General features: G+C 61.9%; 23 protein-coding genes and 1 tRNA gene. 11 read left to right on the top strand and 13 right to left on the bottom strand.

Features of this window, described 5'->3' with window-relative positions; genetic code table 11:
* The first annotated feature begins 9 nt into the window (after window positions 1-9).
* On the top strand, window positions 10-3,297 hold the full coding sequence (treS, locus tag ACEPP2_RS04760) for a maltose alpha-D-glucosyltransferase (RefSeq protein WP_395515942.1): 3,288 nt from the start codon (window positions 10-12) through the stop codon (window positions 3,295-3,297).
* Window positions 3,294-5,498, top strand: a complete 2,205-nt coding sequence (gene glgB / locus ACEPP2_RS04755; RefSeq protein WP_395515941.1) for a 1,4-alpha-glucan branching protein GlgB — start codon at window positions 3,294-3,296, stop codon at window positions 5,496-5,498. Before treS ends, glgB begins: the two co-directional genes overlap by 4 nt.
* 9 nt (window positions 5,499-5,507) lie before the next feature.
* On the opposite strand, the gene ACEPP2_RS04750 is transcribed toward glgB, so the two are convergent.
* The 10 genes from ACEPP2_RS04750 to araD1 all read right to left on the bottom strand — a co-directional run bounded on the left by ACEPP2_RS04750 (window position 5,508) and on the right by araD1 (window position 16,190).
* Window positions 5,508-6,005, bottom strand: a complete 498-nt coding sequence (locus tag ACEPP2_RS04750; protein ID WP_395515940.1) for a cupin — start codon at window positions 6,003-6,005, stop codon at window positions 5,508-5,510.
* A 67-nt stretch (window positions 6,006-6,072) separates the two neighbouring features.
* Window positions 6,073-6,654, bottom strand: coding sequence for a J domain-containing protein (locus ACEPP2_RS04745; protein ID WP_077546671.1), 582 nt, complete (start codon window positions 6,652-6,654; stop codon window positions 6,073-6,075).
* 106 nt (window positions 6,655-6,760) lie between these two features.
* Window positions 6,761-7,468, bottom strand: coding sequence for a phosphatase PAP2 family protein (locus ACEPP2_RS04740; RefSeq protein WP_395515939.1), 708 nt, complete (start codon window positions 7,466-7,468; stop codon window positions 6,761-6,763).
* Window positions 7,469-7,497: 29 nt separating this feature from the next.
* Window positions 7,498-8,313 (bottom strand): DUF1206 domain-containing protein, encoded by an 816-nt coding sequence (locus ACEPP2_RS04735; protein ID WP_142587976.1) that lies wholly within the window; start codon window positions 8,311-8,313, stop codon window positions 7,498-7,500.
* A gap of 116 nt (window positions 8,314-8,429) precedes the next feature.
* Complete coding sequence (gene mmsB / locus ACEPP2_RS04730) at window positions 8,430-9,620, bottom strand: multiple monosaccharide ABC transporter permease (protein WP_142587977.1); 1,191 nt, start codon at window positions 9,618-9,620, stop codon at window positions 8,430-8,432.
* Window positions 9,617-11,179: a multiple monosaccharide ABC transporter ATP-binding protein gene (gene mmsA / locus ACEPP2_RS04725; RefSeq protein ID WP_395515938.1), complete on the bottom strand. Its 1,563-nt coding sequence runs from the start codon at window positions 11,177-11,179 to the stop codon at window positions 9,617-9,619. Before mmsA ends, mmsB begins: the two co-directional genes overlap by 4 nt.
* A 51-nt stretch (window positions 11,180-11,230) precedes the next feature.
* Complete coding sequence (chvE, locus tag ACEPP2_RS04720; protein ID WP_152339854.1) at window positions 11,231-12,295, bottom strand: multiple monosaccharide ABC transporter substrate-binding protein; 1,065 nt, start codon at window positions 12,293-12,295, stop codon at window positions 11,231-11,233.
* 82 nt (window positions 12,296-12,377) lie between these two features.
* The gene (locus ACEPP2_RS04715) at window positions 12,378-14,222 is read right to left on the bottom strand and encodes an IlvD/Edd family dehydratase (RefSeq protein WP_152339853.1); all 1,845 of its coding nucleotides are present in this window, start codon (window positions 14,220-14,222) and stop codon (window positions 12,378-12,380) included.
* A 46-nt stretch (window positions 14,223-14,268) separates the two neighbouring features.
* The gene (locus tag ACEPP2_RS04710) at window positions 14,269-15,192 is read right to left on the bottom strand and encodes a Gfo/Idh/MocA family protein (RefSeq protein ID WP_395515937.1); all 924 of its coding nucleotides are present in this window, start codon (window positions 15,190-15,192) and stop codon (window positions 14,269-14,271) included.
* An 8-nt stretch (window positions 15,193-15,200) separates the two neighbouring features.
* Complete coding sequence (gene araD1, locus ACEPP2_RS04705) at window positions 15,201-16,190, bottom strand: AraD1 family protein (protein ID WP_395515936.1); 990 nt, start codon at window positions 16,188-16,190, stop codon at window positions 15,201-15,203.
* Window positions 16,191-16,500: 310 nt separating this feature from the next.
* On the opposite strand from araD1, the gene ytfQ reads away from it, so the two are divergent.
* From ytfQ to ACEPP2_RS04680, 5 genes are all read left to right on the top strand, one after another.
* A complete protein-coding gene (gene ytfQ / locus ACEPP2_RS04700) occupies window positions 16,501-17,460 on the top strand; it encodes a galactofuranose ABC transporter, galactofuranose-binding protein YtfQ (RefSeq protein ID WP_052638804.1) in 960 nt (319 codons plus the stop codon).
* Window positions 17,461-17,555: 95 nt separating this feature from the next.
* Window positions 17,556-19,076 (top strand): galactofuranose ABC transporter, ATP-binding protein YtfR, encoded by a 1,521-nt coding sequence (ytfR, locus tag ACEPP2_RS04695; protein WP_152339849.1) that lies wholly within the window; start codon window positions 17,556-17,558, stop codon window positions 19,074-19,076.
* On the top strand, window positions 19,076-20,104 hold the full coding sequence (locus tag ACEPP2_RS04690; RefSeq protein WP_172973580.1) for an ABC transporter permease: 1,029 nt from the start codon (window positions 19,076-19,078) through the stop codon (window positions 20,102-20,104). Before ytfR ends, ACEPP2_RS04690 begins: the two co-directional genes overlap by 1 nt.
* The gene (gene yjfF / locus ACEPP2_RS04685; RefSeq protein ID WP_395515935.1) at window positions 20,101-21,102 is read left to right on the top strand and encodes a galactofuranose ABC transporter, permease protein YjfF; all 1,002 of its coding nucleotides are present in this window, start codon (window positions 20,101-20,103) and stop codon (window positions 21,100-21,102) included. The genes ACEPP2_RS04690 and yjfF overlap by 4 nt, the downstream gene beginning before the upstream one ends.
* Window positions 21,103-21,891, top strand: a complete 789-nt coding sequence (locus ACEPP2_RS04680; RefSeq protein WP_281976811.1) for a FadR/GntR family transcriptional regulator — start codon at window positions 21,103-21,105, stop codon at window positions 21,889-21,891. It begins immediately after the preceding gene.
* Here the strand turns inward: ACEPP2_RS04680 and ACEPP2_RS04675 are convergent.
* The gene (locus ACEPP2_RS04675; protein WP_395515934.1) at window positions 21,859-22,389 is read right to left on the bottom strand and encodes a hydrolase; all 531 of its coding nucleotides are present in this window, start codon (window positions 22,387-22,389) and stop codon (window positions 21,859-21,861) included. The genes ACEPP2_RS04680 and ACEPP2_RS04675 overlap by 33 nt on opposite strands.
* Window positions 22,390-22,540: 151 nt before the next feature.
* Here ACEPP2_RS04675 and ACEPP2_RS04670 point away from each other — a divergent pair, with 151 nt between their 5' ends.
* Window positions 22,541-22,744: a CrpP-related protein gene (locus ACEPP2_RS04670; protein WP_077546685.1), complete on the top strand. Its 204-nt coding sequence runs from the start codon at window positions 22,541-22,543 to the stop codon at window positions 22,742-22,744.
* Window positions 22,745-22,997: 253 nt separating this feature from the next.
* The gene (locus ACEPP2_RS04665) at window positions 22,998-23,708 is read left to right on the top strand and encodes a BA14K family protein (protein ID WP_395515933.1); all 711 of its coding nucleotides are present in this window, start codon (window positions 22,998-23,000) and stop codon (window positions 23,706-23,708) included.
* A gap of 48 nt (window positions 23,709-23,756) precedes the next feature.
* Here ACEPP2_RS04665 and ACEPP2_RS04660 read toward each other — a convergent pair whose 3' ends face one another.
* The gene (locus ACEPP2_RS04660) at window positions 23,757-24,101 is read right to left on the bottom strand and encodes a PilZ domain-containing protein (protein ID WP_395515932.1); all 345 of its coding nucleotides are present in this window, start codon (window positions 24,099-24,101) and stop codon (window positions 23,757-23,759) included.
* Window positions 24,102-24,286: 185 nt separating this feature from the next.
* On the opposite strand from ACEPP2_RS04660, the gene ACEPP2_RS04655 reads away from it, so the two are divergent.
* Window positions 24,287-24,484 carry a hypothetical protein gene (locus tag ACEPP2_RS04655; protein ID WP_052638811.1) on the top strand — a complete coding sequence of 66 codons (198 nt, stop codon included), beginning with the start codon at window positions 24,287-24,289 and terminating at the stop codon, window positions 24,482-24,484.
* Window positions 24,485-24,600: 116 nt separating this feature from the next.
* Entirely contained in the window at window positions 24,601-25,356 is a 756-nt protein-coding gene (locus ACEPP2_RS04650; protein WP_395515931.1) for a BA14K family protein, read from the top strand.
* A gap of 54 nt (window positions 25,357-25,410) precedes the next feature.
* On the opposite strand, the gene ACEPP2_RS04645 is transcribed toward ACEPP2_RS04650, so the two are convergent.
* Window positions 25,411-25,486 (bottom strand) — tRNA-Ile (locus ACEPP2_RS04645).
* Between the last annotated feature and the right edge of the window lie 145 nt (window positions 25,487-25,631).

Genomic DNA, 25,631 nt, shown 5'->3' with positions numbered 1-25,631 from the left:
AGGTTACGAATGGATACCCTGCAGTCGCAGGCTCAGGTTATTGCTGACCCTCTGTGGTACAAGGATGCGATAATCTACCAGCTTCACATCAAGTCCTTCTTCGACGCCAATGGCGACGGGATCGGCGACTTCAAGGGTCTGCACGAGAAGCTGGACCACATTGCCTCGCTTGGTGCGACTGCGATCTGGCTTTTGCCGTTCTTCCCCTCGCCTCGCCGGGACGATGGTTACGACATCGCCGATTACGGTGACGTAAGCCCCGACTACGGAACAATGGATGACTTCAGGGCTTTCGTCGATGCGGCTCACGAGCGCGGCATCAGGGTCATCATCGAACTTGTCATCAACCACACGTCGGACCAGCATCCCTGGTTCCAGCGGGCACGGCACGCACCGCCCGGATCGCCGGAGCGCGACCTCTATGTTTGGTCGGATACCGACCAGAAGTTCCCCGAGACGCGTATCATCTTCCTGGACACGGAGAAGTCCAACTGGACCTGGGACCCGGTCGCCGGCGCTTACTACTGGCATCGCTTCTATTCTCACCAGCCGGACCTCAACTTCGACAATCCAGCAGTGCTTGATGAACTCCTTAAGGTCATGCGGTTCTGGCTCGAAACCGGGATTGACGGCTTCCGCCTCGACGCCATCCCCTATCTGATCGAGCGGGAAGGCACCATCAACGAGAACCTGCCCGAGACCCACGACATCCTGAAGAAGATCCGCGCGGCACTCGATGCCACCCATCCGGGCAAGATGCTGCTCGCCGAGGCCAACCAGTGGCCGGAGGATACCCGCGAGTATTTCGGCGATGGCGACGAATGCAACATGGCATTCCACTTCCCGCTGATGCCGCGCATGTACATGGCAATCGCCAAGGAGGATCGCTTCCCGATCACCGATATCATGCGGCAGACACCGGAAATCCCGGAAAACTGCCAATGGGCGATATTCCTTCGCAATCACGACGAGCTGACGCTCGAAATGGTCACCGACGAGGAGCGGGACTATCTCTGGAATACCTATGCCGCTGACCGGCGCGCCCGCATCAACCTGGGCATCCGCCGCCGGCTCGCGCCTCTTATGGAACGCGACCGCCGCCGCATCGAGCTGATGAATGCGCTCCTCCTCTCCATGCCCGGGACGCCCGTCCTCTACTACGGCGATGAAATCGGCATGGGCGACAACATCTATCTGGGCGACCGTGACGGTGTCCGCACGCCAATGCAATGGTCGCCAGACCGCAACGGCGGCTTTTCCAAGGCCGACCCTGCACGCCTCGTCCTGCCTCCCATCATGGACCCGCTTTACGGTTACGAGGCGGTCAATGTCGAAGCACAGGTCGCAGACGCCCACTCCCTCCTCAACTGGACCCGCCGGATGCTGGCGCTGCGCGGCAAGCACTCCGCCTTCGGTCGCGGCAGCCTGCGCTTCCTCGCGCCGGGGAACAGGAAGATCCTCGCCTATTTGCGCGAGCATCAGGGGGAGACGATCCTCTGCGTCGCAAACCTATCGCGCCTGCCGCAGGCCGTGGAACTCGACCTATCCGAATTCGAAGGGCGTGTGCCGATCGAACTCACGGGCATGTCGCCCTTCCCGCCGATTGGCCAGCTGACCTACCTGATGACCATGCCGCCCTACGGCTTCTTCTGGTTCCAGCTGGTTGCGGAAGCCGACGGACCGGCTTGGCGCTACGAGCCACCGGAGCAACTGCCGGACCTCGTGACCATGGTCATCCGCCGCGACCTTCACGAGCTTCTGGAGGAGGCACGGGTTGCCGGCACCCTGTCCCGCGAAATCTTGCCCGCCTACGTTTCCAAGCGCCGCTGGTTCGGGTCTAAGGGCGAGCGGCTGGATGGGGTGAGCCTCGTGTCGGCGACGCCTCTCCCCTTCGTCGGCAACATCCTGCTCGGCGAACTGGAAGCCAATCTGGAAGGTCACACCGAAACCTACCTCCTCCCGCTTGCCGCAGCCTGGGACGAGACGCATCCATCCGCTCTAGCCCAACAGCTTGCGCTCGGCCGTATCCGCCAGGGACGACGCGTCGGCTTCCTGACCGACGGCTTCGCAATGGAAAGCATGGCCCGGGGCATCATCCGCGCCCTGTGCGAGAGGTCACGGGTATCCGGGCGGGCCGGGACACTCGAATTCATCGGCACCGAAAACCTGGACTGCATGGGCATCACCGACGAGATGCAGGTGCATTGGCTCTCCGCCGAACAGTCCAACAGCTCGCTGATCGTCGGCGACATGGCGATGATCAAGCTGATCCGCCACATCTTCCCGGGCATTCATCCGGAAGTGGAGATGACGCGCTACCTCACCAAGGTCGGTTTTGCGAACACGGCCCCCCTGCTGGGCGAAGTGGCGCGTATCGCCCCCGACGGCAGCCGCTTCACCCTCATCATCGTCCAGGGCGCCATTCGAAACCAGGGCGATGCGTGGACGTGGATGCTCGGCAATCTACGCCGCGGCATGGACGAAATCCTGCTTACTGGCGGGGAGGACGAGGTCATCCACGACCAGTTCCGGCCGCTGGTGGACTTTGCCGGCACGATCGGCCAGAGACTGGGAGAACTCCATGTCGCGCTCGCCCGGGAGACGGACGATCCGGACTTCAAGCCGGTCAAGGCGACACAGGACGACGTGGTGACCTGGCGACAGTCGGTCACGTCGCAGATCGAAACCGCTCTGGACATTCTGACAAGCGAGACTGCAGACCTCGAGGCCTCCGTCGCACAGCGCGTCCAGCCCCTTCTCGCGCGGCGGGAGGAGCTTCTCGCGGCTGCCGCGCGCCTCGCGGATGCGGCGGAGGGCGCCCTCATGACGCGCCATCACGGAGACTTCCACCTTGGCCAGATCCTCGTGGCGGAAAGCGATGCCTACCTGATCGACTTTGAGGGCGAGCCTGCCCGCGACCTCGCCGACCGCCGCGCCAAGTCGAGCCCACTTCGCGACGTGGCCGGCCTGCTCCGTTCCTTGAGCTATATGGCGGCAACCGCCGATCTCGAGCAGGATGTCGTGGTGGATGCCGATCAGACGCGACGTCACCAGATCGTGGACTTCTTCGGCAGGGAAGCGGAACAGGCCTTCCGCGAACGCTATTTCGACGCGCTCGCGGCAGCACCCGCCCTTAACATGGACCCTGCGAAGCGCAATGCGGTGCTGGACTTGTTCCTGCTCGAGAAGGCGGCCTACGAGATCGCCTACGAAGCCCGGAACAGGCCCAAGTGGCTTCCCATACCGCTCGAAGGCTTCGCCCAAATTTCAACGAGGCTCCTGGAGAATTCTGAATGAACCTTGAGCGCGCTGAACTCCTCGCCAATCTCGATTACGGTGCCCTTCACGCTCTCGTGGAGGGACGCCATGGCGATCCATTCTCGATCCTTGGTCGCCATCCGGTCGGTGACACTCATGTCGTCAGGGCGCTCCTCCCGGGCGCAACGGCAGTTGACGTGGTCGATGCCGACAGCGACGCTGTGATTGCGAGGATGGAGCAGGTATTCGAAGGCGGTCTCTTTGCCGCCGATATCGGCAGCCACGGCACCTACCGGTTCCAGATCCACTGGCCCGATGCGGTCCAGGAAACGGAGGATCCCTATTCTTTCGGTCTGCTCCTCGGCGAATTGGACCTCCATCTGATCGCTCAGGGAACGCATTATGATCTGGCGCGGGCGCTGGGTGCCCAGCCGATCGAAGTGGAGGATGTCTCCGGCGTTCGCTTCGCCGTTTGGGCTCCGAACGCGCAGCGCGTTTCGGTGGTCGGCGACTTCAATGCCTGGGACGGACGGCGCCATCCCATGCGGCTTCGCGCATCCGCCGGCATCTGGGAGCTATTCGTCCCGAGACTCGGGCCGGGCGAACGCTACAAGTTCGAGATCATCGACCGCGATGGTTACACCCTGCCGCAGAAGGCTGACCCTGTAGCACGCGCAAGCGAAGCGGCGCCCTCCACGGCCTCGATCGTCGCGTCTAATGCACCCTTCCGCTGGAGTGACGACGAATGGATGCGTCGGCATGACGTACGTGACGGCGAAGGCGCAATGTCGGTTTATGAGGTGCATCTGGAATCGTGGCTGCGCATACCGGAAGACGGCAATCGGAACCTCGACTGGATCGAGCTCAGCCAGCGTCTGATCCCTTACGCCGCCGACCTCGGCTTCACCCATATCGAACTCCTGCCGATCATGGAACATCCCTTCGGGGGCTCATGGGGCTACCAGCCGCTCGGCCTGTTCGCCCCGACAGGTCGCTATGGGACGCCTGAAGACTTCGCCTACTTCGTGGACCGATGCCATGCAGCAGGCATCGGCGTCATTGTTGATTGGGTACCGGCACACTTTCCGACCGACGTCTGGGGTCTCGCCCGTTTCGACGGCACCGCCCTCTATGAGCACGAGGATCCGCGCGAAGGCTTCCACAAGGATTGGAACACGCTGATCTACAACCTCGGACGCAACGAGGTAAAAGGCTTCCTCATCGCCAGCGCGCTGGAGTGGCTGGAGCACTACCATGTGGATGCGCTCCGCGTCGATGCGGTCGCCTCCATGCTCTACCGCGATTATAGCCGCAATGCCGGCGAGTGGATTCCGAACCAGTATGGCGGTCGGGAAAACCTGGAGTCGGTCGAATTCTTCAAGCACCTGAACAGCATCATCCATCAGCGATGCCCGCATGCTTTCACGGTAGCCGAGGAATCCACCGCATGGCCTGGCGTTACGCGTCCGCCGGAGGAAGGCGGGCTCGGCTTCGACTTCAAATGGAACATGGGGTGGATGCATGACAGCCTGCATTACATGCAGGAGGACCCGGTCTACCGGAAATACCATCATGGCATGATGACGTTCGGGATGGTCTATGCCTACTCGGAGCGATTCATGCTGCCGCTGTCACACGACGAGGTGGTTCACGGCAAGGGCTCCCTCCTCGGCAAGATGCCCGGCGACATCTGGCAGAAACACGCGAACCTGCGAGCCTATTTCGGCTTCATGTGGGCCCATCCGGGCAAGAAGCTGCTCTTCATGGGCGGCGAGATCGCGCAAGGAACCGAGTGGAACCATGACAGCTCGGTGCATTGGGACCTGCTGGACGATCCGATGCACGCCGGCGTGCAGCGACTGATCCGTGACCTCAACCATCTTTATGCAGCCGAACCTGCGCTTCAGTACGGCGACCTTCATCCAGAGGGCTTCGAATGGGCAGTTGGAGACGATGCCGAAAACTCGATCTTCGGCATCATGCGGTGGTCGCAGGATCGCTCGTCCTGCGTTCTTGCCCTGTCGAACATGACCCCAGTGCCCCGCCACGATTACCGGCTAGGCGTCCCCCGTCCGGGCCGATGGGTAGAGGTGCTGAACTCTGACGCCTCCTGCTACGGCGGTTCCAACCTCGGGAATGTCGATGCGTGGACCGACGGGGTTTCCTCGCATGGCAAGGAGCAATCGGTGCAACTGGTGCTGCCACCGCTCTCGACAATCTACCTGCGCTGGAAAGGCTGACGGCCGATATCAGTCATCGCTGCGCCAGAGCGTAGCGATGGCTTCGCCTCCAAGCGGATCGCTCTGCGGAACCGGCAGTGTAGCAATGATGTGGAGCCCCGCTTCGCCCGGCGCGTCCCGCCGAAGGTCGGGGTCCTGTCCGGGCGGATAGCCCCCAATGACGAGGAAATCGTCGCTGGCCGACAACCGGCAATGCCCGGTACCGGCCGGCAGGATCAGGCAATAGCCCGCAGCCAGCTTCACTTCCCGGCTTGCCGGCCCCCCGAGCATGACGACGCCCTGGCCGCGAGCAATCCCCAGCACTTCATGCGCCATCGTGTGGTAGTGATGATAGTCGAAGATGCCGTTTCGCCAGATCCCCTGCCAGCCGTTGCGGGCATAGGTCTTCTCGAAGGTCGTTGCCAGATCGCCCTCCGCCGCCGCAATTCCGTGGCAGACGATCACCGGCAGATGCGGATTGTTGGGAACCCAGTCGTTTTCCGAAAGAAAGAAGTGATCGATCACCATCTGCCGCCTCCATGCCGTCTCGCAATGCTAAGCTAGGCGACAATGGGCACATGGCCAGAGGCGACAGCTACTCGGCAGCCGATTTCGCCTCAACCTCGATTTCGTAGGAATAGCCATCGAGCATCTGATAGGCCTGTTCGATGGTCGCGATCTGCGCTTCGGCCTTGCCGATCGCCTCCGTTATCGATTCACTCCGGGCCCGCATCATGCTGCCGAGAAAATCGGTTTCCGGCCGCTTGCCTATCCGATCCAGGTGGTTGCGGATCCTCGCCCGATGTCTCTCCAGTTCGAGAATATGGAAGCGGACGTTGACGATCTTGTCCGTCAGCTTGCGCCGCATTGCAGCCACCGGATCGAAACTACCCGGTTCCCGCTCGTCCAGGATGAAGTCGTTGATCAGGCCTTCCAAGACCAGCAGGCCCTCGAGGTCCTTGGTATCGGCCAAGGTCGGATCATAGCCGGTTTCGTCGAAAACCTTGCGCCGCACCGGGTCGGAGAGCAGCTCGTAGGACGTCTTCAGCTTGGCAAAGGCGTCGATGTCGCCGCCGGTGTCCGGATGGGCGTTCTTTGCGCGCTTGCGATAAGCGGTCTTGACCTGTGCGGCGTCGGCGTCGCGCGCGACGCCGAGGGTCTCGTATGGATCGATCAACGTGTCCCACCTGATTTTCGGCCATGCTCCAGCCGCTCAAGGTCTAGAGGTTGATGCCGCTTTGCTCAAGCAAGAACCTCGTTTTCCCCATCGGCGAGCGACGCACTTAACCCGGTGTTTGGACGATATAACGGCGGGCGATCAGCCAGCAGATCAAGGCCCAGGTCGCACCGGCACACCAGCCGCCGAGCACGTCCGTCGGATAATGTACACCAAGATAGACGCGGCTCAAACCGATGATGAAGGTGAGGAAAACCGCAACGCCGATGGTGTAAAGGCGCGTCGTGCGCGTCGGTTCGGCCCGTGAGAGAAGCGCTCCCAACGTAAGATAGGTCGCCGCCGACACCATGGCATGACCACTCGGAAAGCTCAGGTCATGGACCTCGACCAGATGCGGTACGATATCGGGACGCGGGCGCGCCACGCCAACCTTCAACGCGGCGCTCAGAGCCCATCCACCAGCCACCGACACGAGCGTGAAAAGCGCGATCTTCCCTCTGCGAGCGAGTAGCAGGTAACCGACCACCATCGCCGTCATCAGCGATAGCACGGTCACGCCGCCAAGCGCGGTGATATCATCCATGGCATGCGGCAGCCAGTTCGGCCCGATTGGATTGACCGGGTCTGCAGCCGAGCGAAGCAGCAGGAGGAATTGCTCATCGAAAGCGTGCGTATCCCCTTCGATGACCTCTCCTGTAAGCTGCAGGAAGAGAAACAGACCGCCGGCTGCGACGGCAATAAGAATAAGGCTCATCGGCTCGAACGTTAAGATCCGGTCGATGATCTTGCGGCCAACCCTCTGATCAAACACCATTCCTCACTCCTGAAGATCTCTGCCGTCGCTCACGTTCGTAGCGCATGCCGTGCCTCACTTAGGGAGGGTTCCCGGATAATGCGATACCTGGCCTCGATCACACCATAGGCACCAAAGGCGAATAGCCCAAGCGCCGCCAACCCGTAGAGAACGCCACCAAAGGGCAGGCTCCGCACCCAGGCCAACGCATCCGCCGTGCTCCCCCCCTGCTGCGGGTCAACAGCCCAGGCCGCATACAGGAAGAAAACGCCGATAATGACAAAGATCGCTCCGCGTGCGGCCAAGCCATAGATGCACAGAAGGTCGAGAAGCCGCTTATGCCCGCCGCTGATGCGGACGAACTTTTCGTATCGCTGCGTCACACCCTTGTGCACCTGCACCGCACCGGCCCCGATCACCACGAGGCCGAGAGCTGCAACCAGATATGGCCCGAATGGTTGCTGCATCAGCCAGGCGGTCCAACTTTCCCGGCTGTTACCGGAGCCACTGCCGAACGAAATCTTCAAAGCATGCCCGATGGCGTAAGACGCGAGACCCGTATAGGTGGCGGCACTCACGAACATAGCTGCTCGGATAATGTAGCCCTTCATGTTGTTGTCGTGTTGGTCGGCATTCAGGACTGCCTGCGCCAGCCGCCAGACGATGAAGCCAACCAAGCCGACACCGATCAGTCCGAGCCAGACCGCGCCAAGCGGCTGCTCGAGGACCATCTGCATCGCTGATTTCGAATCCGCTTCCCCGCCGCCAACAGTCGAAAGCAGAGCCATGCCTCCGACCAGGATGTAGACGATGCCGCGGGCGGCGTAGCCCGAACGCGCCAGCCATTCGGAACTCAGTCGATCCATTCGCACTCTCCCGTAAAGACAGGCGAACGCGCAGCCCCGCGGCCGGTTCCGGCATGTGCCAGACAGAAAAGGTGAAGGCGCGTCGGGGCGCGCCTTCATGACAGGATGGCGCAGGGTCAGCGTCGCTGGTTATAGACGTCGACGCAGACTGCGCCGAGCAGCACGAGCCCCTTGATCACCTGCTGGTAGTCGATCCCGATCCCGAGGATCGACATACCGTTGTTCATCACGCCCATGATGAAGGCTCCGATAACCGCACCGGTCACCTTGCCCACGCCGCCATAGGCCGAAGCCCCGCCGATGAAGCAGGCCGCGATGACGTCGAGCTCGAAGCCGAGGCCGGCCTTGGGCGTCGCCGTATTTAGGCGGGCAGCGAAGACAAGGCCCGCAAGAGCAGCCAGGACACCCATGTTGACGAAGGTGAAGAAGGTCAGCCGCGCGGTCTTGATGCCGGATAGCGCCGCAGCTTTCTCGTTGCCGCCCACCGCGTAGATCTGCCGCCCGAGGATGGTTCGGTTGGTGAAGAAGGCATAGGCCGCGATCAGCAGCGCCATGATGATCAGAACGTTCGGCATGCCCCGGTGCGAAGCGATCAGGTAGGCGATATAGCTTACAATCGCGAAGATGACGATGTTCTTGGCTACGAAGAAGCCGAAGGGCTCCGTTTCCACATCATGCGAAACACGACGCGCCCGGCTCTGGAAATTCTGCCAGACAAGCAGCGCGGCCAGGGCCAGCCCAAGGATGAGCGAGGTGACATAGAGGCCGTTTGCCGAGGTGATGAGTTCCGGGATGTAGCCCGACGACAGCTTCTGGAATGTCGGATCGAACGGGCCAATCGAACGACCGCTCAGCACGGCGATCATGAGGCCACGGAAGACCAGCATCCCTGCCAGGGTCACGATGAAGGACGGGATCTTGAAATAGGCGACCCAGAATCCTTGAACCGCCCCGATCAATCCGCCGAGCACCAGGCAGAGGATGGCGGCAACAACGAAATGTACGTCGTACTGCACCATCAACATGGCTGCGACTGCGCCGATGAAACCGGCGACGGATCCGACGGAGAGGTCAATGTGTCCGGTCACGATCACCATCAGCATGCCAAGCGCCATGATGACGATGTAGCTGTTCTGCAGGATGATATTGGTCAGGTTGAGGGGCTTGAGGACAACGCCGTCGGTCGCGAAGTAGAAGAAGATCACGATCGCCAGCAGCGAGATCATCATCCCGTACTCGCGCAGGTTCTCCTTCCAGAAGCCGGTGCCCCGCTGAGGCGAGGCCATGGTGTTGGGCGGGTTACTCATTCTTCCCTCTCTTTGCGGCGCATGATGGCACGCATGATGTTCTCTTGTGTGGCCTCCTCTCCGGCCACTTCACCGACGAAATCGCCCTCGTGCATCACCATGATCCTGTCGCAGATGCCGATGAGTTCCGGCATTTCAGACGATATTACAATGACAGCCTTACCGGCGTCCGCCAGTTCGTTGATAATCGAATAGATCTCGTATTTGGCACCGACGTCGATGCCGCGGGTGGGCTCATCGAGGATCAGCAGATCCGGGTTGGTGAAGAGCCACTTCGACAGCACCACCTTCTGCTGGTTTCCCCCGGAGAGTTTGCCCGTCTCCTGGTAGACGTTGTGGCTGCGGATGCGCATGCGGTTGCGGAACTCCTGGGCCACCTTCATTTCGCGGATGTCGTCGATGACGCCGCGCGATGAGACGCCGCCGAGATGCGCCAGGGAGACGTTCTTGCGGATGTCCTCCGGCAGGATCAGTCCGAGCTGCTTGCGGTCCTCCGTGACATACGCCAGTCCAGCCTTGATAGCCCTGTGGACGTCGGACACGTCGATATCCTTGCCGCGCAGGCGCACGGTTCCGGAGATATCGCGACCCCAGGAGCGGCCGAACAGACTCATTGCGAATTCGGTGCGGCCAGCTCCCATCAAGCCCGCGATGCCGACGACTTCACCGGCTCTGACATGCATAGAGACGTTCTTGACGACGTGGCGCTCCGAATGCTGCGGATGGTAGACCGACCAGTCCTTCACCTCAAAGATGACGTCGCCGATCTTCGGTTCGCGTTTCGGATAGCGGCTCTCCATGTCGCGGTCGACCATCCTGCGGATGATCTCGTCCTCCTCCACCACGCCTTCGTGGCAGTCGAGGGTACCGACCGTGCGGCCGTCCCGAAGCACCGTGATACGGTCCGCGACGGCGGAAATCTCGTTCAGCTTGTGGGAGATCAGGATCGAGGTGATCCCTTGGGCCCGGAATTCCTTCAGGAGTTCCAGCAGCGCCGCGCTGTCCCTCTCGTTGAGGCTGGCGGTCGGTTCATCGAGGATCAGCAGGCGCACGTCCTTCGACAGCGCCTTTGCGATTTCGACCAGCTGCTGCTTACCGACCCCCAGATTGGTGATCAACGTGTCCGGCGCTTCGCTGAGGCCGACTTTCGCAAGCAGCGCCTTTGTGCGCTCGTGGACGGCCGACCTGTAGATGATGCCGAAGCGCGACGGCGGGTTCGACAGGAAAATGTTCTCCGCGATCGACATCAGCGGAATGAGCGCCAGTTCCTGATGGATGATGATGATGCCGAGTGCTTCGGAACCGTTGATGTCGCGGAATTGGCGCTCCTGACCGTCGAACAGGATCGAACCTTCGTAGCTGCCATGCGGATAGACGCCGGACAGGACCTTCATCAGGGTCGATTTTCCCGCCCCGTTCTCCCCGACTAACGCGTGAATCTCTCCTTCGCGCACGGTGAAGCTAACGTCGGAAAGCGCCTTGACGGCGCCAAATGATTTGGAGATGCCGCGCATCTCGAGAATGGGCGGTCGATCCGCCGAAACCACGGGTGCAAGCATCCGGAACTCCGTGTGAGATGAAGGCGCCCTCGTCGGGCGCCTTCCCATGCCTTACTTGATCTGGTCGGCGGTGTAGTAACCGCTGCCGACAAGCACTTCTTCCCAGTTGTCCTTGTTCACGACCACCGGCTTCAGCAGGTAGGACGGCACGACCTTGACGCCGTTGTCATAGGTCTTGGTGTCGTTCACTTCCGGCTCCTTGCCACCCATCACGGCATCGACCATGTCGACCGTCACCTTGGCAAGCTCGCGGGTATCCTTGAAGATCGTCGAGTACTGCTCGCCGGCAAGGATGGACTTGACCGAAGGCACTTCCGCATCCTGACCGGACACGATCGGCATCGGCATATCGCCGGAGCCGTAGCCGACGCCCTTCAGCGACGACAGGATGCCGATCGAGATGCCGTCATAGGGCGACAGCACCGCATCGACACGCTTGTCGGCATAGGTCGAGCTCAGAAGCGCATCCATGCGCGCCTGTGCAGTCGCACCGTCCCAGCGAAGCGTCGCCACCTTGTCCATGCCGGTCTGGCCGCTGCCGACGACGAGCTCGCCGCTGTCGATCATCGGCTGCAGGACGCTCATCGCACCGTCATAGAAGAAGTAGGCATTGTTATCGTCCGGCGAGCCGCCGAAGAGCTCGATGTGCCAGGGGCCTTCCTTGCCGCTGGCCTTCAATCCATCGACGATGGACTGCGCCTGCAGGACGCCCACCTGGAAGTTGTCGAACGTGGCGTAGTAGTCAACGTTAGCGCTGTCACGGATCAGTCGGTCATAAGCGATGACCTTGATGCCCTGATCGGCGGCCTGCTGCAGGACGTCGGAAAGCGTCGTGCCGTCGATCGAGGCGATGACCAGCACCTTGGCGCCCTTCACGATCATGTTCTCGATCTGCGAAAGCTGGTTCGGCACGTCGTCTTCCGCATACTGCAGATCCGTCTCGTAGCCGCGCTCCTGCAGCACCTTCACCATATTGTCGCCGTCGGCAATCCAGCGCGCCGAGGACTTGGTCGGCATGGCGACGCCGACGAGGCCCTTCTCCTGCGCAGACGCCGGTGCGGCAAATGCCATGGACGCCAGCATTGCGGCTGTCGTCAGATACTTCACGAACTTCATGACTGCTCCTCCAAATGAACGGGCTCCACGACCCGCAGGTGAAATGGGACGGAGACCCCCTGCCCCCGTCCCCTCTGTCAACTCAGTGGTTGTCGCGCGGAATGCCTTCCGTCTGCGCGATCCGCTGGTATTTCACGGCGGGCTCGAGAACCGCGCCTGATTCCATCTGCCCGACAATGCCGCGCTGGATTTCCTGCCAGGGCGTTTGGTGCTTGGGATAATGGTAGCCACCCTGTTCTTCCAGCTGACGGCGCCGTTCGGCCAACTCCTCCTGCGAGATCAGGATATCCGCTGTGCCGCGCCCCACATCGATGCGCACGCGGTCGCCGGTTTTCAACAGCGCCAAACCACCGCCGGCTGCAGCCTCGGGAGAAGCATTGAGGATGGAGGGGCTGCCGGACGTTCCAGACTGGCGGCCGTCGCCGATGCAGGCGAGCGAGGTGATGCCCTGCTTGAGCAGGTAGTCCGGCGCGCGCATGTTGACGACTTCAGCCGCACCGGGATAGCCAATCGGCCCCGCACCGCGCATGAACAGCACCGTATTGGCGTCGATTTCCAGCGACGGATCATCGATGCGCTTGTGGTAATCCTCCGGGCCGTCAAAGACGACAGCACGACCTTCGAACGCGTCAGGGTCGTCCGGATTGGAAAGGTAGCGGTCCCGGAACTCGGGCGAGATGACGCTGGTCTTCATGATCGCGGATGAGAACAGGTTGCCCCGCAGCACGCGGAAGCCGGCGCGCTCCTTGAGCGGCTGGTCGAAGGGGCGGATGACCTTCTCGTCCTCGATGATCGCGCCGCGGCAGTTCTCGCCGATCGTCTTGCCGTTCACCGTCATGGCGTCCTCGTGAATGAGGCCTTGGCTCATGAGCTGGTTGACGACCGCCGGAACCCCGCCGGCATGGTAGTAATCTTCTCCAAGGTACTCACCTGCCGGCTGCAGGTTGACGAGCAGCGGCACGTCCTCCCCATATGTCTGCCAGTCGTCGACGGAGAGCTCCACACCCATGTGGCGGGCAAGGCCGTTCAGGTGGATCGGCGCATTGGTGGAGCCGCCGATCGCGGAGTTGACGCGGATGGCGTTGATGAAGGCTTCGCGGGTCATGATGTCGGAGGGCTTTAGATCCTCCTTCACCATCTCGACGATCCTGAGCCCCGTCAGGTAGGAAACCTCCTGGCGGTCGCGGTAGGGCGCCGGGATTGCGGCAGAGCCCGGCAACTGCATGCCAAGTGCCTCGGCGAGCGAGTTCATGGTCGTCGCCGTGCCCATCGTGTTGCAGTAGCCGGTCGATGGCGCCGAGGAAGCAACGAGCTTCACGAAGCCCGCATAGTCGATCTCGCCCTTCGCCAGAAGTTCACGCGCCTTCCAGACGATGGTGCCCGAACCGGTCCGTTCGCCGCGGAACCAGCCGTTCAGCATCGGGCCGACGGAGAGCGCGATCGACGGGATATTGACCGTCGCGGCAGCCATGAGACAGGCTGGCGTGGTCTTGTCGCATCCGATCGTCAGCACCACGCCGTCGAGCGGATAGCCGTAGAGGACCTCTACGAGGCCCAGATAGGCAAGGTTGCGGTCAAGCCCGGCGGTCGGCCGCTTGCCGGTCTCCTGGATCGGATGAACCGGGAACTCGATGGCAATACCGCCTGCTTCGCGGATGCCTTCGCGCAGTCGCTTGGCCAGTTCCAGATGATGGCGGTTGCAAGGCGAAAGGTCGGAACCGGTCTGGGCGATGCCGATGATCGGCCGATCCGACTGCAGCTCGGCTTGGCTGAGGCCGAAATTCATGTAGCGCTCCAGGTAGAGCGCCGTCATGTCGGCATTGGCGGGATTGTCGAACCAGGCGCGGGAGCGAAGCTTGCGCGCTTCGCCACGACGGTGGTCGGTCTCGGCGATCTCGGTGGAGGGCAGGTTCTCGGAATTGCTCATGTTCTTCTTCTCAAGCGTTGAATGGGGACGGACAGCATGGATGCCGTCAGTCCTCGAAAGCCTCTACGGCCGTGCGTCGTCCCAGCATGAAGGCGTCAGCGACATGCACGAGCGGCGTGAAATCGGCGTCGACGCGACTGTCACCGACCAGCGACACGAAGTGACGGTACAGGTTGCGGTATTCCTGGTCCTCCTCGACGATCCGTGGTTCGCCGTCGACAGTCAACCGGCTGCCGCCATGGGTCAGCACCACCGGCCCCTCGGCAGTGTCGATCCGGATGTCCCAGGTCTGCGGCCCCGTCTGTCGCCAGTCGAATTCGGCTTCGACGGGAACCCCTGAAGCGGTCTCGAAAGACAGCGCCGCGGCAATCGGCGCCGCGCGGTTGTCCGGGAAGAAGAGGTCGGAGCGCACGAGGTGGAACGCCTCCGGCAGGATGCGGGTCACGATCGACAGCGCGTTGATGCCGGGATCGAAGACACCAAGACCACCGGGCTGCCAGATCCACGCCTGGCCCGGGTGCCAATGGCGCACGTCCTCCTTCCACTCTACCGCAACGTTGCGGACGGTGCGGCCGGTGAGCAGGGCGCGTGCCGGCTCGACGGCGGCGGCTTCACGCGAATGCCATGTGGAGAACAGGCTGACGTCTTTCTCCCTCGCCAGCGCTTCCAGAGCATAGACCTCAGAGAGTGTGGCGCCGGGCGGCTTTTCCAGCATGACATGCTTGCCTGCCAAGAGCGCCGCCCTTGCCTGCGCAAACCGACCTTGCGGCGGCGTGCAAAGGGATACGGCATCCACCTCCATGTTCGAGGCGAGGAGTTCGTCTATGTCGTTGAACGAGGCAATGCCGTCCAATGCAGCATTGCGGCTCGCAATGGCGACGAGCTCGATCCCCGCGGTCGCGGCAATCGCCCCGAGATGCTGATCCCTGGCGATCTTCCCGAGCCCGACAATGGCGAGGCGGATGCTCATCTAGGACCTCAGAGCTTGCGGACGGAGACCGGTGTCGCCGCGGCGACGGTCAGCCTGTTCACGAGCGGGAGCTTGAAGGGCTCGGCCGAGATTTCGAAGACGTCGCCCGGCTCGGTCTTCACTCCCTCCGAGAATGAAAGCGTCGCCGTGCCGAAGAAGTGGACATGCAGGTCTCCCGGTCGGCGGAAGAGATCATACTTGAAGTTGTGGTGCTCGAGGTTGGCGATCGAGTGAGACATGTTTGCCTCGCCGGAGACGAAGGGCTTTTCGAAGACGACGTCGTCGCCACGCCGGATGCGCGAGGTCCCCTCCACGCTCTGCGGCAGGTCACCAACGAGCAGTTCCGGGCCGAGCGCCGCCTGGCGGAGCTTCGAATGGGCGAGCCAGAGGTAGTTGCCCTTCTCCGTCACATGATCCGAAAACTCGTTGGCGAGACAGAAACCGAGACGATATGGCGTGCCGTCGGGGCCGACCAGATAGATGGCGGCCAGTTCCGGCTCCTCGCCGCCGTCGAGGGCGAAGGCTGGCGACACGAGATCCTCGCCGGTGGCGCGCAGCTGCGAACCGTCGCCCTTGTAGAACCATTCGGGCTGAACGCCTTCCTGACCTTCCGCCGGCTTGCCGCCCTCGACGCCCATCTGGAACATGCGCATGGAATCGGTGGGCTTCTCCGCCGCCTGCGCAGCCTTGTGCATCTTGTCGCGTCCGTCGGCAGAACCGAGATGCGTGAGGCCGGTTCCGGCGACGAAGAAATGCGCGGGATCGGGATGCGCGACAGGAAGGCCGAGACGTCCCTCGCGTCGTGCAAGCTGCAGGTCGACCTCCGCTCCGTAGCCGAGCGCATCGACCCTTTCGGCGAGCGACTGGCCCGCCTCGATGGCGCTCTTGACCAGCTCATAGGTAGAAGTCACGCCACGGACGACCCGAGCCGATCCGACACCATCCCATGCGACAACCACCTGGCTGTCGCCGTCACGCACCTGAAGAATTCGAAGCATGGATCCTCTACCTGAGCATTCGCAATGATGCCGACGCGGCACCCTCCTCCCATCACCTCGAGCAATGGAACATTAATAGCACTATTGGACGCGAAGCAGCCTTGTCAAGGTGAGGATAGATTATCAGGCTGTCTGACAACTACAAATTCGCGATGGTGTTTTTACATTAAAAATCAATATTTTAATATTGCACAGAGCCACGCCATACGAAGAATCCCGACTGACGCCTGTCAAAAACGTCTTGCAAAAGTATGACAATATGCAATCTGTGTAGCGTCCATATGCCAATCATCTTCTGGGAGGATTTAAGATGAAGAAGGCTCTCGCGGCGGTTACCGTCGCCTTTACCGCATGCCTCGCATCCACCGTTTCCGCGCAATCATTGACCGTCGGCTTCTCGCAGATCGGCTCCGAGTCCGGCTGGCGTGCAGCCGAAACGACCGTGACAAAGCAGGAAGCTGAAAAGCGGGGAATCGACCTCAAATTCGCCGACGCACAGCAGAAGCAGGAGAACCAGATCAAGGCCATTCGTGGCTTCATAGCTCAGGGGGTTGACGCAATCCTCGTAGCTCCCGTTGTCGCCACCGGCTGGGAAGCGGTGCTGAAGGAAGCCAAGGAAGAGGAAATCCCTGTTATCCTGCTCGACCGCCAGATCGAGGCACCTGACGATCTCTACCTCACCGCCGTCACGTCCGACCAGGTTCACGAAGGCAAGGTCGCCGGAGACTGGCTCGTGAAGGAGGTGGGCGACAAGGATTGCAAGGTCGTGGAACTCCAGGGCACCACCGGCTCCTCGCCTGCCATCAACCGCAAGAAAGGCTTCGAGGAAGCCATCGCGGGTCATTCCAACATCACCATCGCCCGTTCGCAGACCGGAGACTTCACCCGCACCAAGGGCAAGGAAGTCATGGAAAGCTTCATCAAGGCGGAAGGCGGCGGCCAGGATATCTGCGCTGTCTATGCCCACAACGACGACATGGCCGTCGGCGCAATCCAGGCGATCAAGGAAGCGGGATTGAAGCCGGGCTCCGACATCAAGATCGTCTCGATCGACGCCGTGCCGGACATCTTCAAGGCCATGGCAGACGGTGAAGCCAATGCGACGGTGGAACTGACGCCGAACATGGCCGGACCGGCCTTCGACGTTCTCGAAGCCTATCTGAAGGACAAGACAGAGCCGCCGAAGTGGATCCAGACGGAATCCAAGCTCTACACGGCCGCTGATGACCCGATGAAGGTCTATGAGTCCAAGAAGGACCTCGGTTACTGATCGAGCCGGAGGGGGCGCTTCGCCGTCTCCTCCCTGAACCCACGGCCGGAACCGTCGCACGCGGTTCCGGCCGCCGGCCGCAGGACATTCCGCACATGGAACCCACTCCCCTTCTGGAAGCGCGCGCCATCGGCAAGAGCTTTCTCGGCATCACCGCCCTCGACAATATAGACTTCACGCTCAACCGCGGAGAGATCCACGCGCTGCTGGGCGAAAACGGTGCCGGCAAGTCGACGCTCATCAAGATTCTTACCGGCGTCTACACCCGCGACAGAGGCAGCGTCATGCTGGACGGGGCAAAGATCGAGCCTGGCAACGTGGCGGAAGCGCAGGCGCTTGGCATTGGTACCGTCTACCAAGAGGTGAACCTGCTGGAGAACCTGACCGTTGCGGAAAACCTGTTTCTCGGTCGCCAGCCGCGACGGTTCGGTCTGGTCGACAAGCGGGAGATGCGAAGGAAGGCGCGAAACCTGCTGGAAGGCTATGGCCTCGACGTCGATGTCGATGCCCTTCTCTCTTCCTACTCCGTCGCCATTCGCCAGATTATCGCGATCGCCAGGGCAGTCGATCTGTCAGGGAAAGTCCTGGTGCTGGACGAGCCGACGGCGAGCCTCGATTCCCACGAGGTTGAAATGGTGTTCGCCGTGCTGCGTCGCCTGCGCGACCAGGGGCTCGGGATCATCATCATCACCCACTTCCTCAATCAGGTCTACGCCATTTCGGATCGCGTTACCGTGCTGCGCAACGGTCGCCTCGTCGGCAGCCGGCCGACCGGCGAGCTGCCGCGCATGGACCTGATCTCCATGATGCTCGGCCGGGAACTCCAGCACATCACCCGGGATCACCACGCCGCGGAGACCACGGTGGAGGCAGGCGAAGCACCGATCCGCTTTTCCGGCTACGGAAAGCGAGGAACCGTTGCGCCCTTCGATCTCGACATCCGACCTGGTGAAGTGGTCGGCATCGCGGGCCTGCTCGGCTCCGGCCGCACGGAAACCGCCTTTCTGCTCTTCGGCGTGGAAACACCCGACAGCGGCACCGCCAGCATCGATGGCGGGGAAGTCCGGATAACTTCGCCAGAGAGCGCTATCCGCCACGGCTTCGGCTTCTGCCCGGAGGAGCGAAAGTCCGACGGTATCATCGGCGATTTTTCCGTCAGCGAGAACATCGCGCTCGCCCTGCAGGCAAGACAGGGGTGGGCAAGACCGATCTCTTCCCGCGACAAGCGCAGCCTGGCTGACGAGTACATCAGGTCCCTCGACATCCGGCCGCCGGATCCGGATCGCCCCATCAAGTTCCTCTCCGGCGGCAACCAGCAGAAGGCGATCCTGGCGCGCTGGCTCGCTACCCATCCGCGCCTGCTGATCCTCGACGAGCCGACCCGCGGCATCGACATCGGCGCCCATGCCGAAATCCTCAAGATGATCGAGAAGCTGTGCACCGACGGCATGTCGCTCGTCGTCATCTCCTCCGAACTGGAGGAATTGACCGCCGTCGCCCACCGAGTGATCGTGCTTGCCGATCGTCGTCACGTGGCCGAACTTACCGGTGAGGCCATCACCGCCGACAACATCATGAAGGCGATCGCAGCGCCATCGCAGACGGAGGCCGCCTGATGAATGCGCTGACCCGACGCCTGCGCCGCATCGCGCCGCAGCTTACCGCACTGGCAATCATCATTGCGCTGATCAGCCTGCTGTCGCCCGGTTTCCTTGACATCACCTTCCAGAATGGCCGCCTCTACGGCAGTCTCGTGGATGTGCTGGTCCGCGCCGCACCCGTCGCGTTGCTGACGATCGGCATGACGCTCGTCATCGCGACCCGCGGTATCGACCTCTCGATCGGTGCCGTCATCGCCATCTGCGGTGCGGTTGCCGCGACGCTGATCAGCGATGGTCACCCCTTGGTGACCGTGATTGCCGTATCGCTTGGCGTAGGCTTGCTGTGCGGCCTGTGGAACGGCTTTCTCGTGGCTGTCCTCGACATCCAACCGATCATCGCCACGCTGATCCTGATGGTTGCCGGCCGCGGCATCGCACAGCTGATCACCGAGGGTGTCATCCTAACCTTCAACAACGAGAGCTTTGCGGCCTTCGGCTCCGGTACCCTCTTCGGCATTCCGATCCCGATCCTGATGTGGGTCGGCGCAGCGCTTCTGGTGGGCCTTCTGGTCCGCCGCTCGGCACTCGGATTTCTCATCGAGGCGACCGGCATCAACCGGCGTGCCGCCATGCTCGCCGGCATTCGCGCCCGCTTCCTGCTCTTCTTCGTCTATGCGGTATCGGGCCTCATGGCGGCGGTCGCCGGGCTGATCGTCACCGCCGACATTCGTGGCGCCGACGCCAACAATGCCGGGCTCTGGCTGGAACTCGACGCCATCCTCGCGGTGGTGATCGGCGGCAACTCGCTCAACGGTGGTCGTTTCTCGATCCTTGCAGCGCTCATCGGCGCCCTGATCATCCAGTCGATCAACACCGGCATCCTCGTCTCAGGCTTTCCTCCCGAGTTCAACCTGGTCATCAAGGCCGGCATCATCATCCTTGTGCTGACGCTGCAGTCCCCGGCGATCGTGGCCCTGCTCGGCTTCCTGAAGCCGGGCCGGCGGACGGCCGAGCCGGTCAAGGTGGAAAGGACCGCGCCATGATCCACGCCCGCAACCTGCCCTTCGTCGCGGCCTTGGCGATCTTCCTCCTCGCCTACCTCGCCTGCATCCTGCAGTTTCCCAACATGCTGTCGACCCGCGTGATCGGCAACCTGCTGACCGACAACGCCTTCCTCGGCATTGCGGCGGTGGGCATGACTTTCGTGATCCTGTCGGGCGGCATCGACCTGTCGATCGGCTCGGTGATCGCGTTCACCAGCGTCTTCGTCGCGGTCATGGTCGGAAGCCTCGGCGTCAATCCGATTATCGCCTTCTGTGCCGTACTCGCCATCTCCACCGCCTTCGGGGCGGCCATGGGGCTGATGATCCGCTTCCTCGGCATCCCGCCCTTTGTGGTGACACTGGCCGGCATGTTCCTCGCCCGCGGCGTCGCCTATCTGATCTCGACGCAATCGGTGCCGATCTCCCATCCCGTGATCGACGCCATTCAGGGCTTCTACTTCCGCTTCCCGGGCGGCGGGCGCCTCACCGCCATGGCCATGCTGATGCTGCTCGTCTTCGTCATTGGAGCCTTCATCGCCGGCCGCACTCGCTTCGGCGCCAATGTCTATGCGATCGGCGGCAACCCGCAGTCTGCCGAACTGATGGGAGTTGCCATCACGCGCACGACCGTCGGCATCTACGCACTCTCCGGCTTCCTCTCTGGCCTCGCTGGCATCGCCTATACCCTATACACCTCGTCCGGCTATTCGCTGGCGACCGTCGGCGTAGAACTGGATGCCATCGCCGCCGTGGTGATCGGCGGCACGCTTTTGACCGGCGGCGCCGGACTTGTGGCGGGAACATTTGTCGGCATACTGATACAGGGGCTCATCCAGACCTATATCGTGTTCGACGGCACGTTATCCTCCTGGTGGACGAAGATCGTGATCGGCATCCTGCTGTTCACCTTCATTGTCCTGCAGCGCGGCATTGTATGGTATTCGGATCGTAAGCTTGCAGAGGGGCGCTTGGCAGAGGGACGCCTGAAGGAGGCATGATTGGGACTGCTTGAATCGACGATCACCGGCCGCAAGGGTCGCAGCAGTCATGCGCATGTGGTCGCGGAACTCGGCAGTGCGATCGTCGCCGGCAGGATTGCCGAAGGCTCCCTGCTTCCCGGTGACGCCGAACTCTCCGCCCGGTTCGGCGTCTCGCGCACGGTGCTGCGCGAAGCGATGAAGACGCTCGCTGCCAAGCGGCTCATAGAACCCAAGGCCAAGGTCGGAACGCGCGTTCTCGATCGTTCGAAGTGGAACTTCTTCGATGCGGACGTGCTCGGCTGGCGCTGCCAGTCCGGGCTGGACTTCGACTTCATTGAGCACCTCGCCGAGATGCGGATGGCGCTCGAACCCGCAGCGGCAGCCGCAGCGGCACGGCGCGCCTCCAATGACGACATCGTCCAGCTCTATGCCATCGCGGCAAGGTTTGACGATCGCAGCCACACGCCAGAAACCATCGCGCAGGTGGACCTGGAATTCCACCAGGCGATCGCGCGCATGTCCGGGAACCCTTTCATGCGATCGGCAAGCGCCATCGTCGAAGCGGCGCTGGCGATTTCCTTCCAACTCTCTTCGCCGGCTGCATCCCCGGAAAAGATCGCCGAAGTTGCAAGTAATCACCTTCGTATCGCCCATGCGATTGCCTCGCGCGATCCGGAGAAGGCGGTGCAGGCCATGCGACACGTGATCGAGGTGGGCAAGAGCCGCATTCGCGCGTCCATCGCACCTTCCTCCGCACCTGGCCCGAACGAAACGTCAGCCCCCCTGCCCGTCGCCTCCGCCTCCTGACGTCTTCCTGCGGCGTCCGGCGGTCAGATCTTCAAGAGTGGCCGGCCGAAATTCCCTCGCATCCACCCCGACGTCGAACTGCCGCGGCATCGGCTTCAGCCGCCCATGCGAATGGCCATGCAGGTTCATCGACTTCCTGCCCATCTGGTTCCAGGTTCGGAAGGGATAATGACAGAGCACGAGCATCTGCCCGTCGATCCGTATTTCCGCATAATGCTGCACGCTCGCCCAGCCCGTCGCCCTGGTGACCGTATCCGGGTCATTGTTGCCGATGATGAGGTGTTTTCTGCCGTTCAGTCGCCGGAGCAACATGTCCGGCTCACCCTGCCGGGCCCACATGAAGTCACCCAGGTGCCAGAGTTCGTCATCCGGGAGAACCGTTGCGTTCCACAGGTCGATCAGAGCCTCGTCGTGTTCGGCCCTGCTGGAAAACGGCCGACGGTCGATCGCCAGGACCCGAGGGTCGGAGAAATGCGTGTCGCTCGTGAAATAGATCATGCGGCAGCAAACGCACCAGTCACGCCATCGATCCTCCAAGTCGGCCTCACCTGACGAAGGTCAATTCGGATCGTTGCGCTGCTTCGTCGACTCTGACATGGTCGCGGAAATTAGAATCAACTGATATTGCATTTACGCCAGCAGGTTAACCGTGTCGCTCGAAACGATCGTCAGTCATCAGCAGGAAGGCATTGCCGCAAGGCTGCGCGGCCTCGGGCACGACAGCAACCCGTTCCTTGCACGTGAACTCCTGCCGCAGGCCACAGGCGAGCCTGCAGAAGAATGGCGCTCGAAGGCGGAAGCCTGGCTTTTCGGCTGGCTCATCGAGAATGCCTGGCGGCAGGACGATCCGTAAGCCTCGCAATCCCTACTTGTAGACCGGCATTGTCTCGGGCGGCTGGTAGTCGGACGGCGCAGTCGTCGTGCAGGCGGCAAGCATCAGGACGGCGATCAGGGCAAGAATTCTCACGGCGGTCTCCAGTATTCTACGCCGTTCAGATTAGGCGAAGATTCTTACCAGGACCTGAACCACCCACCCTGGAACATGGCCGGGAACTCCTCGGTCCGACCTGCATTCTAGACCTGAAATGTCGAACGCGGAGAATGCCATGAAGTCCCTCGTGTCGCTGGTCCTCGGAGTAGGCCTCGCAGTAGTCCTGTTCATCGGCGGGTTCATGGGCTTCAGCTGGCTTATCTCCGAGGAGGAGCCGCACCGCTTCGCCAATCTCGACGGGACGCCACTGTGGACGAATGATCCCGTCCCGGTGAACCGCGAGGCCCAAAGCTACGAACGGATCGCGGCGGTACCAGTGCCACCGGTCTTCGCGGCGATGGCCGTGGATGTTCCCGACGAGGTGGAAGAGGAGATGCGGCTGGCTTCGAGGGCCCGACAGGAAGCAGATCCAGGTCTAGACCAGACCGCAACCGGGGCGGTGGATCCCATGGACCTCGCCTCCACCGCGCATGCACACTGGTGCTCAGGCCAGTATCGCTCCTATCGCGTCGAGGACAACAGTTATCAGCCTTATAACGGCCCGCGCCGGGAATGCGAGTCGCCCTATATGGCTGATCTTGACGTGATTGCATCGCGGGATGCAAATCTGCCGGACGAAGCTGTCTACGAGGATATTGCCCAATCAAGCCTTCCCGCTGCGGAACCGATTAGTTTCAACGGCTCGACCCGTGCTGCCAACATGGAAGCGCCTATGGATGCGCATGTGGAATGGTGCCTGCAGCGATACAGGTCCTACCGTCCGGAAGACAACAGCTATCAACCCTATGACGGGGCCCGGCGACAGTGCATGTCGCCATTCGGCTGAGCAGCCGACATCCGTAATGTCGGCGTGACGGCGGCTTTGCAACCGGGATCACGCCACCTGAAACATCATCTCCCGATGATAGTACTTGAAATAGGCATGCACCTTCGCCGCGGTGTTGGAGCAGCCGTCGAACTCGACGCCGATCCGGCCATTGCGGAACCAGCGTATGTGCGCCTCCACCGTGCACAAGCCATCGCAGGTCAGCTTGACCGAAGTCCCCACCATACCTCGAAAGCTTCCCTTGATCTCGATTGCGGCGCCGCTCGTCGATAGGTCCCGCAAAAGGCCCGGCGTTTCCAGGCCCATGTAGATGACCGTCACCTCCGCGAAGGTCTGCCGCCGGAGCGTCCTCCTTGTCTTTCTACCCCCTGCCTTCCCGCTCAGTTGGTGCATGTCAACAGTTCCTCACGCTGCTTCAGAGGAAAGCGTGGCACCCACCCGTTACAGCGGGATTGAAGAGAATGCTAAAAATTGACAAAAGACAGACTTTTTCTGACTCCCACTCAGAAATCGCATAGGACTTCAGTCCCTATCCCCGGTTCACCTGCCGTTCATACTGGCAGGACCACACTGGCGGCATGACTGATTATCAACCCAACCTCAGGCCTCTGGAGCCCGCTGAATTGCAGCTTCTGGAATGCGTTCTGAACCTTGTCTGTCAGCGGCGGGGGCTCGAGAAGACCAGCGTGGAAGCCGAGAACATCGCGGCCGATCTTGTCCAGCTTTACGAGCGCGGCGTGCGGCAGGAGGTCGACTTCGGTGCCTTGATGAGCTGAATCACGCGGAGGGCCGATAGCGCCCAACGACTGCCGGACTTTAGTCCGAGATGCGTTTTTCAGGGAACCCGCACCATCTGTGAACATTTTGTCTTCAGCAAATTCTGGAGTGCATCATGAAGGTGGTCTTGTCTATCCTGGGCGGGCTTTGCTTTTCCGTCATCACGTTCGTAGCTGGTCTCGTTGCAGCAACCCTGTATTTCTCCTCCGGCGATGAAAAGAAACAGCTGGCGGACACGACCGATCTATGGACCAACCATCCGGTGCGGATCGACGCCGCGAGCAACAACTTCGAACGCCTCCCCAGCCGGGCGGCGACACCAGAGCCGGCGTTGGCGGCCAGCCAGAATCGATCCCGGCCGCCCGCAAGTGCAGGAACGGCAATGGCCGCCGTAGGCGACACCGCTGATGGCATGGAAAACGTGGCGATCGACACCACGACGACCGGCTCCATATCCCCTGATCAGATGGAAACATCCACCGGCGCTTCCGAGGAGCCGCAGTTGAGCGAGGCGCATCTTGAGTGGTGCTCCTCGAGGTATCGGTCGTACCGCCCCCGGGACAACAGCTACACGCCCTACAGCGGCGGCCGGCGGGAGTGCAAGTCGCCCTTCTCGACGACGCCGCAGAACCAGGCTGCCTGGTCCGACGAAGACAGGATCTCGCCGCCCCCCGCGGCAGAAGACAGTTTCGCGGAGGACGCGGCGGAACCCGCGAATCAGAACGTGGAGCAGGCAGCGGCAGATGAAATGCCCAGCAGCTACGGCACCTGGGATCACGCAAAATCCTGCTTCGCCCGCTACCGCTCCTATCGCCCCGAGGACAATACCTACCAACCCTACGGCGGCGGCCCCCGTCGCCAGTGTCGGTAGGCGCTTCGGGCGAGCGGCCTGGCTGGACGGTGAGATTGAATTGATATGAGCGAATGGTGGGCCCGGAGGGACTCGAACCCCCAACCAAGCGGTTATGAGCCGCCGGCTCTAACCATTGAGCTACAGGCCCTGCCAGACTGGCATCGGGTGGCGCAATGGTTCGCCGGCCCGTGGCCCCGCTCTAACGCAATTCCGCCGCCGCCTCAAGCCGTTGCCGCATTCGCTTCACAATCGCAGACCACCAATGACGGATTGCCCACCTCCGAGAGGAATCA

Origin of the sequence: Pseudorhizobium flavum, assembly GCF_044142885.1 — a bacterium.
Classification (GTDB): domain Bacteria; phylum Pseudomonadota; class Alphaproteobacteria; order Rhizobiales; family Rhizobiaceae; genus Neorhizobium; species Neorhizobium flavum.
This window is presented reverse-complemented; position numbering and strand designations above follow the sequence as displayed.

Bases quoted from the DNA above. Each gene is read 5' to 3' on its own strand.
- ACEPP2_RS04735 (WP_142587976.1), bottom strand. From the start codon at position 8,313: ATGGATCGACTGAGTTCCGAATGGCTGGCGCGTTCGGGCTACGCCGCC.
- ACEPP2_RS04675 (WP_395515934.1), bottom strand. From the start codon at position 22,389: ATGATCTATTTCACGAGCGACACGCATTTCTCCGACCCTCGGGTCCTG.
- ytfR (WP_152339849.1), top strand. From the start codon at position 17,556: ATGGAACCCACTCCCCTTCTGGAAGCGCGCGCCATCGGCAAGAGCTTT.
- ytfQ (WP_052638804.1), top strand. From the start codon at position 16,501: ATGAAGAAGGCTCTCGCGGCGGTTACCGTCGCCTTTACCGCATGCCTC.
- ACEPP2_RS04715 (WP_152339853.1), bottom strand. From the start codon at position 14,222: ATGAGCAATTCCGAGAACCTGCCCTCCACCGAGATCGCCGAGACCGAC.
- yjfF (WP_395515935.1), top strand. From the start codon at position 20,101: ATGATCCACGCCCGCAACCTGCCCTTCGTCGCGGCCTTGGCGATCTTC.
- ACEPP2_RS04710 (WP_395515937.1), bottom strand. From the start codon at position 15,192: ATGAGCATCCGCCTCGCCATTGTCGGGCTCGGGAAGATCGCCAGGGAT.
- ACEPP2_RS04650 (WP_395515931.1), top strand. From the start codon at position 24,601: ATGAAGGTGGTCTTGTCTATCCTGGGCGGGCTTTGCTTTTCCGTCATC.
- araD1 (WP_395515936.1), bottom strand. From the start codon at position 16,190: ATGCTTCGAATTCTTCAGGTGCGTGACGGCGACAGCCAGGTGGTTGTC.
- mmsA (WP_395515938.1), bottom strand. From the start codon at position 11,179: ATGCTTGCACCCGTGGTTTCGGCGGATCGACCGCCCATTCTCGAGATG.
- chvE (WP_152339854.1), bottom strand. From the start codon at position 12,295: ATGAAGTTCGTGAAGTATCTGACGACAGCCGCAATGCTGGCGTCCATG.
- ACEPP2_RS04740 (WP_395515939.1), bottom strand. From the start codon at position 7,468: ATGGTGTTTGATCAGAGGGTTGGCCGCAAGATCATCGACCGGATCTTA.
- treS (WP_395515942.1), top strand. From the start codon at position 10: ATGGATACCCTGCAGTCGCAGGCTCAGGTTATTGCTGACCCTCTGTGG.
- ACEPP2_RS04660 (WP_395515932.1), bottom strand. From the start codon at position 24,101: ATGCACCAACTGAGCGGGAAGGCAGGGGGTAGAAAGACAAGGAGGACG.
- ACEPP2_RS04655 (WP_052638811.1), top strand. From the start codon at position 24,287: ATGACTGATTATCAACCCAACCTCAGGCCTCTGGAGCCCGCTGAATTG.
- ACEPP2_RS04690 (WP_172973580.1), top strand. From the start codon at position 19,076: ATGAATGCGCTGACCCGACGCCTGCGCCGCATCGCGCCGCAGCTTACC.
- glgB (WP_395515941.1), top strand. From the start codon at position 3,294: ATGAACCTTGAGCGCGCTGAACTCCTCGCCAATCTCGATTACGGTGCC.
- ACEPP2_RS04750 (WP_395515940.1), bottom strand. From the start codon at position 6,005: ATGGTGATCGATCACTTCTTTCTTTCGGAAAACGACTGGGTTCCCAAC.
- mmsB (WP_142587977.1), bottom strand. From the start codon at position 9,620: ATGAGTAACCCGCCCAACACCATGGCCTCGCCTCAGCGGGGCACCGGC.
- ACEPP2_RS04665 (WP_395515933.1), top strand. From the start codon at position 22,998: ATGAAGTCCCTCGTGTCGCTGGTCCTCGGAGTAGGCCTCGCAGTAGTC.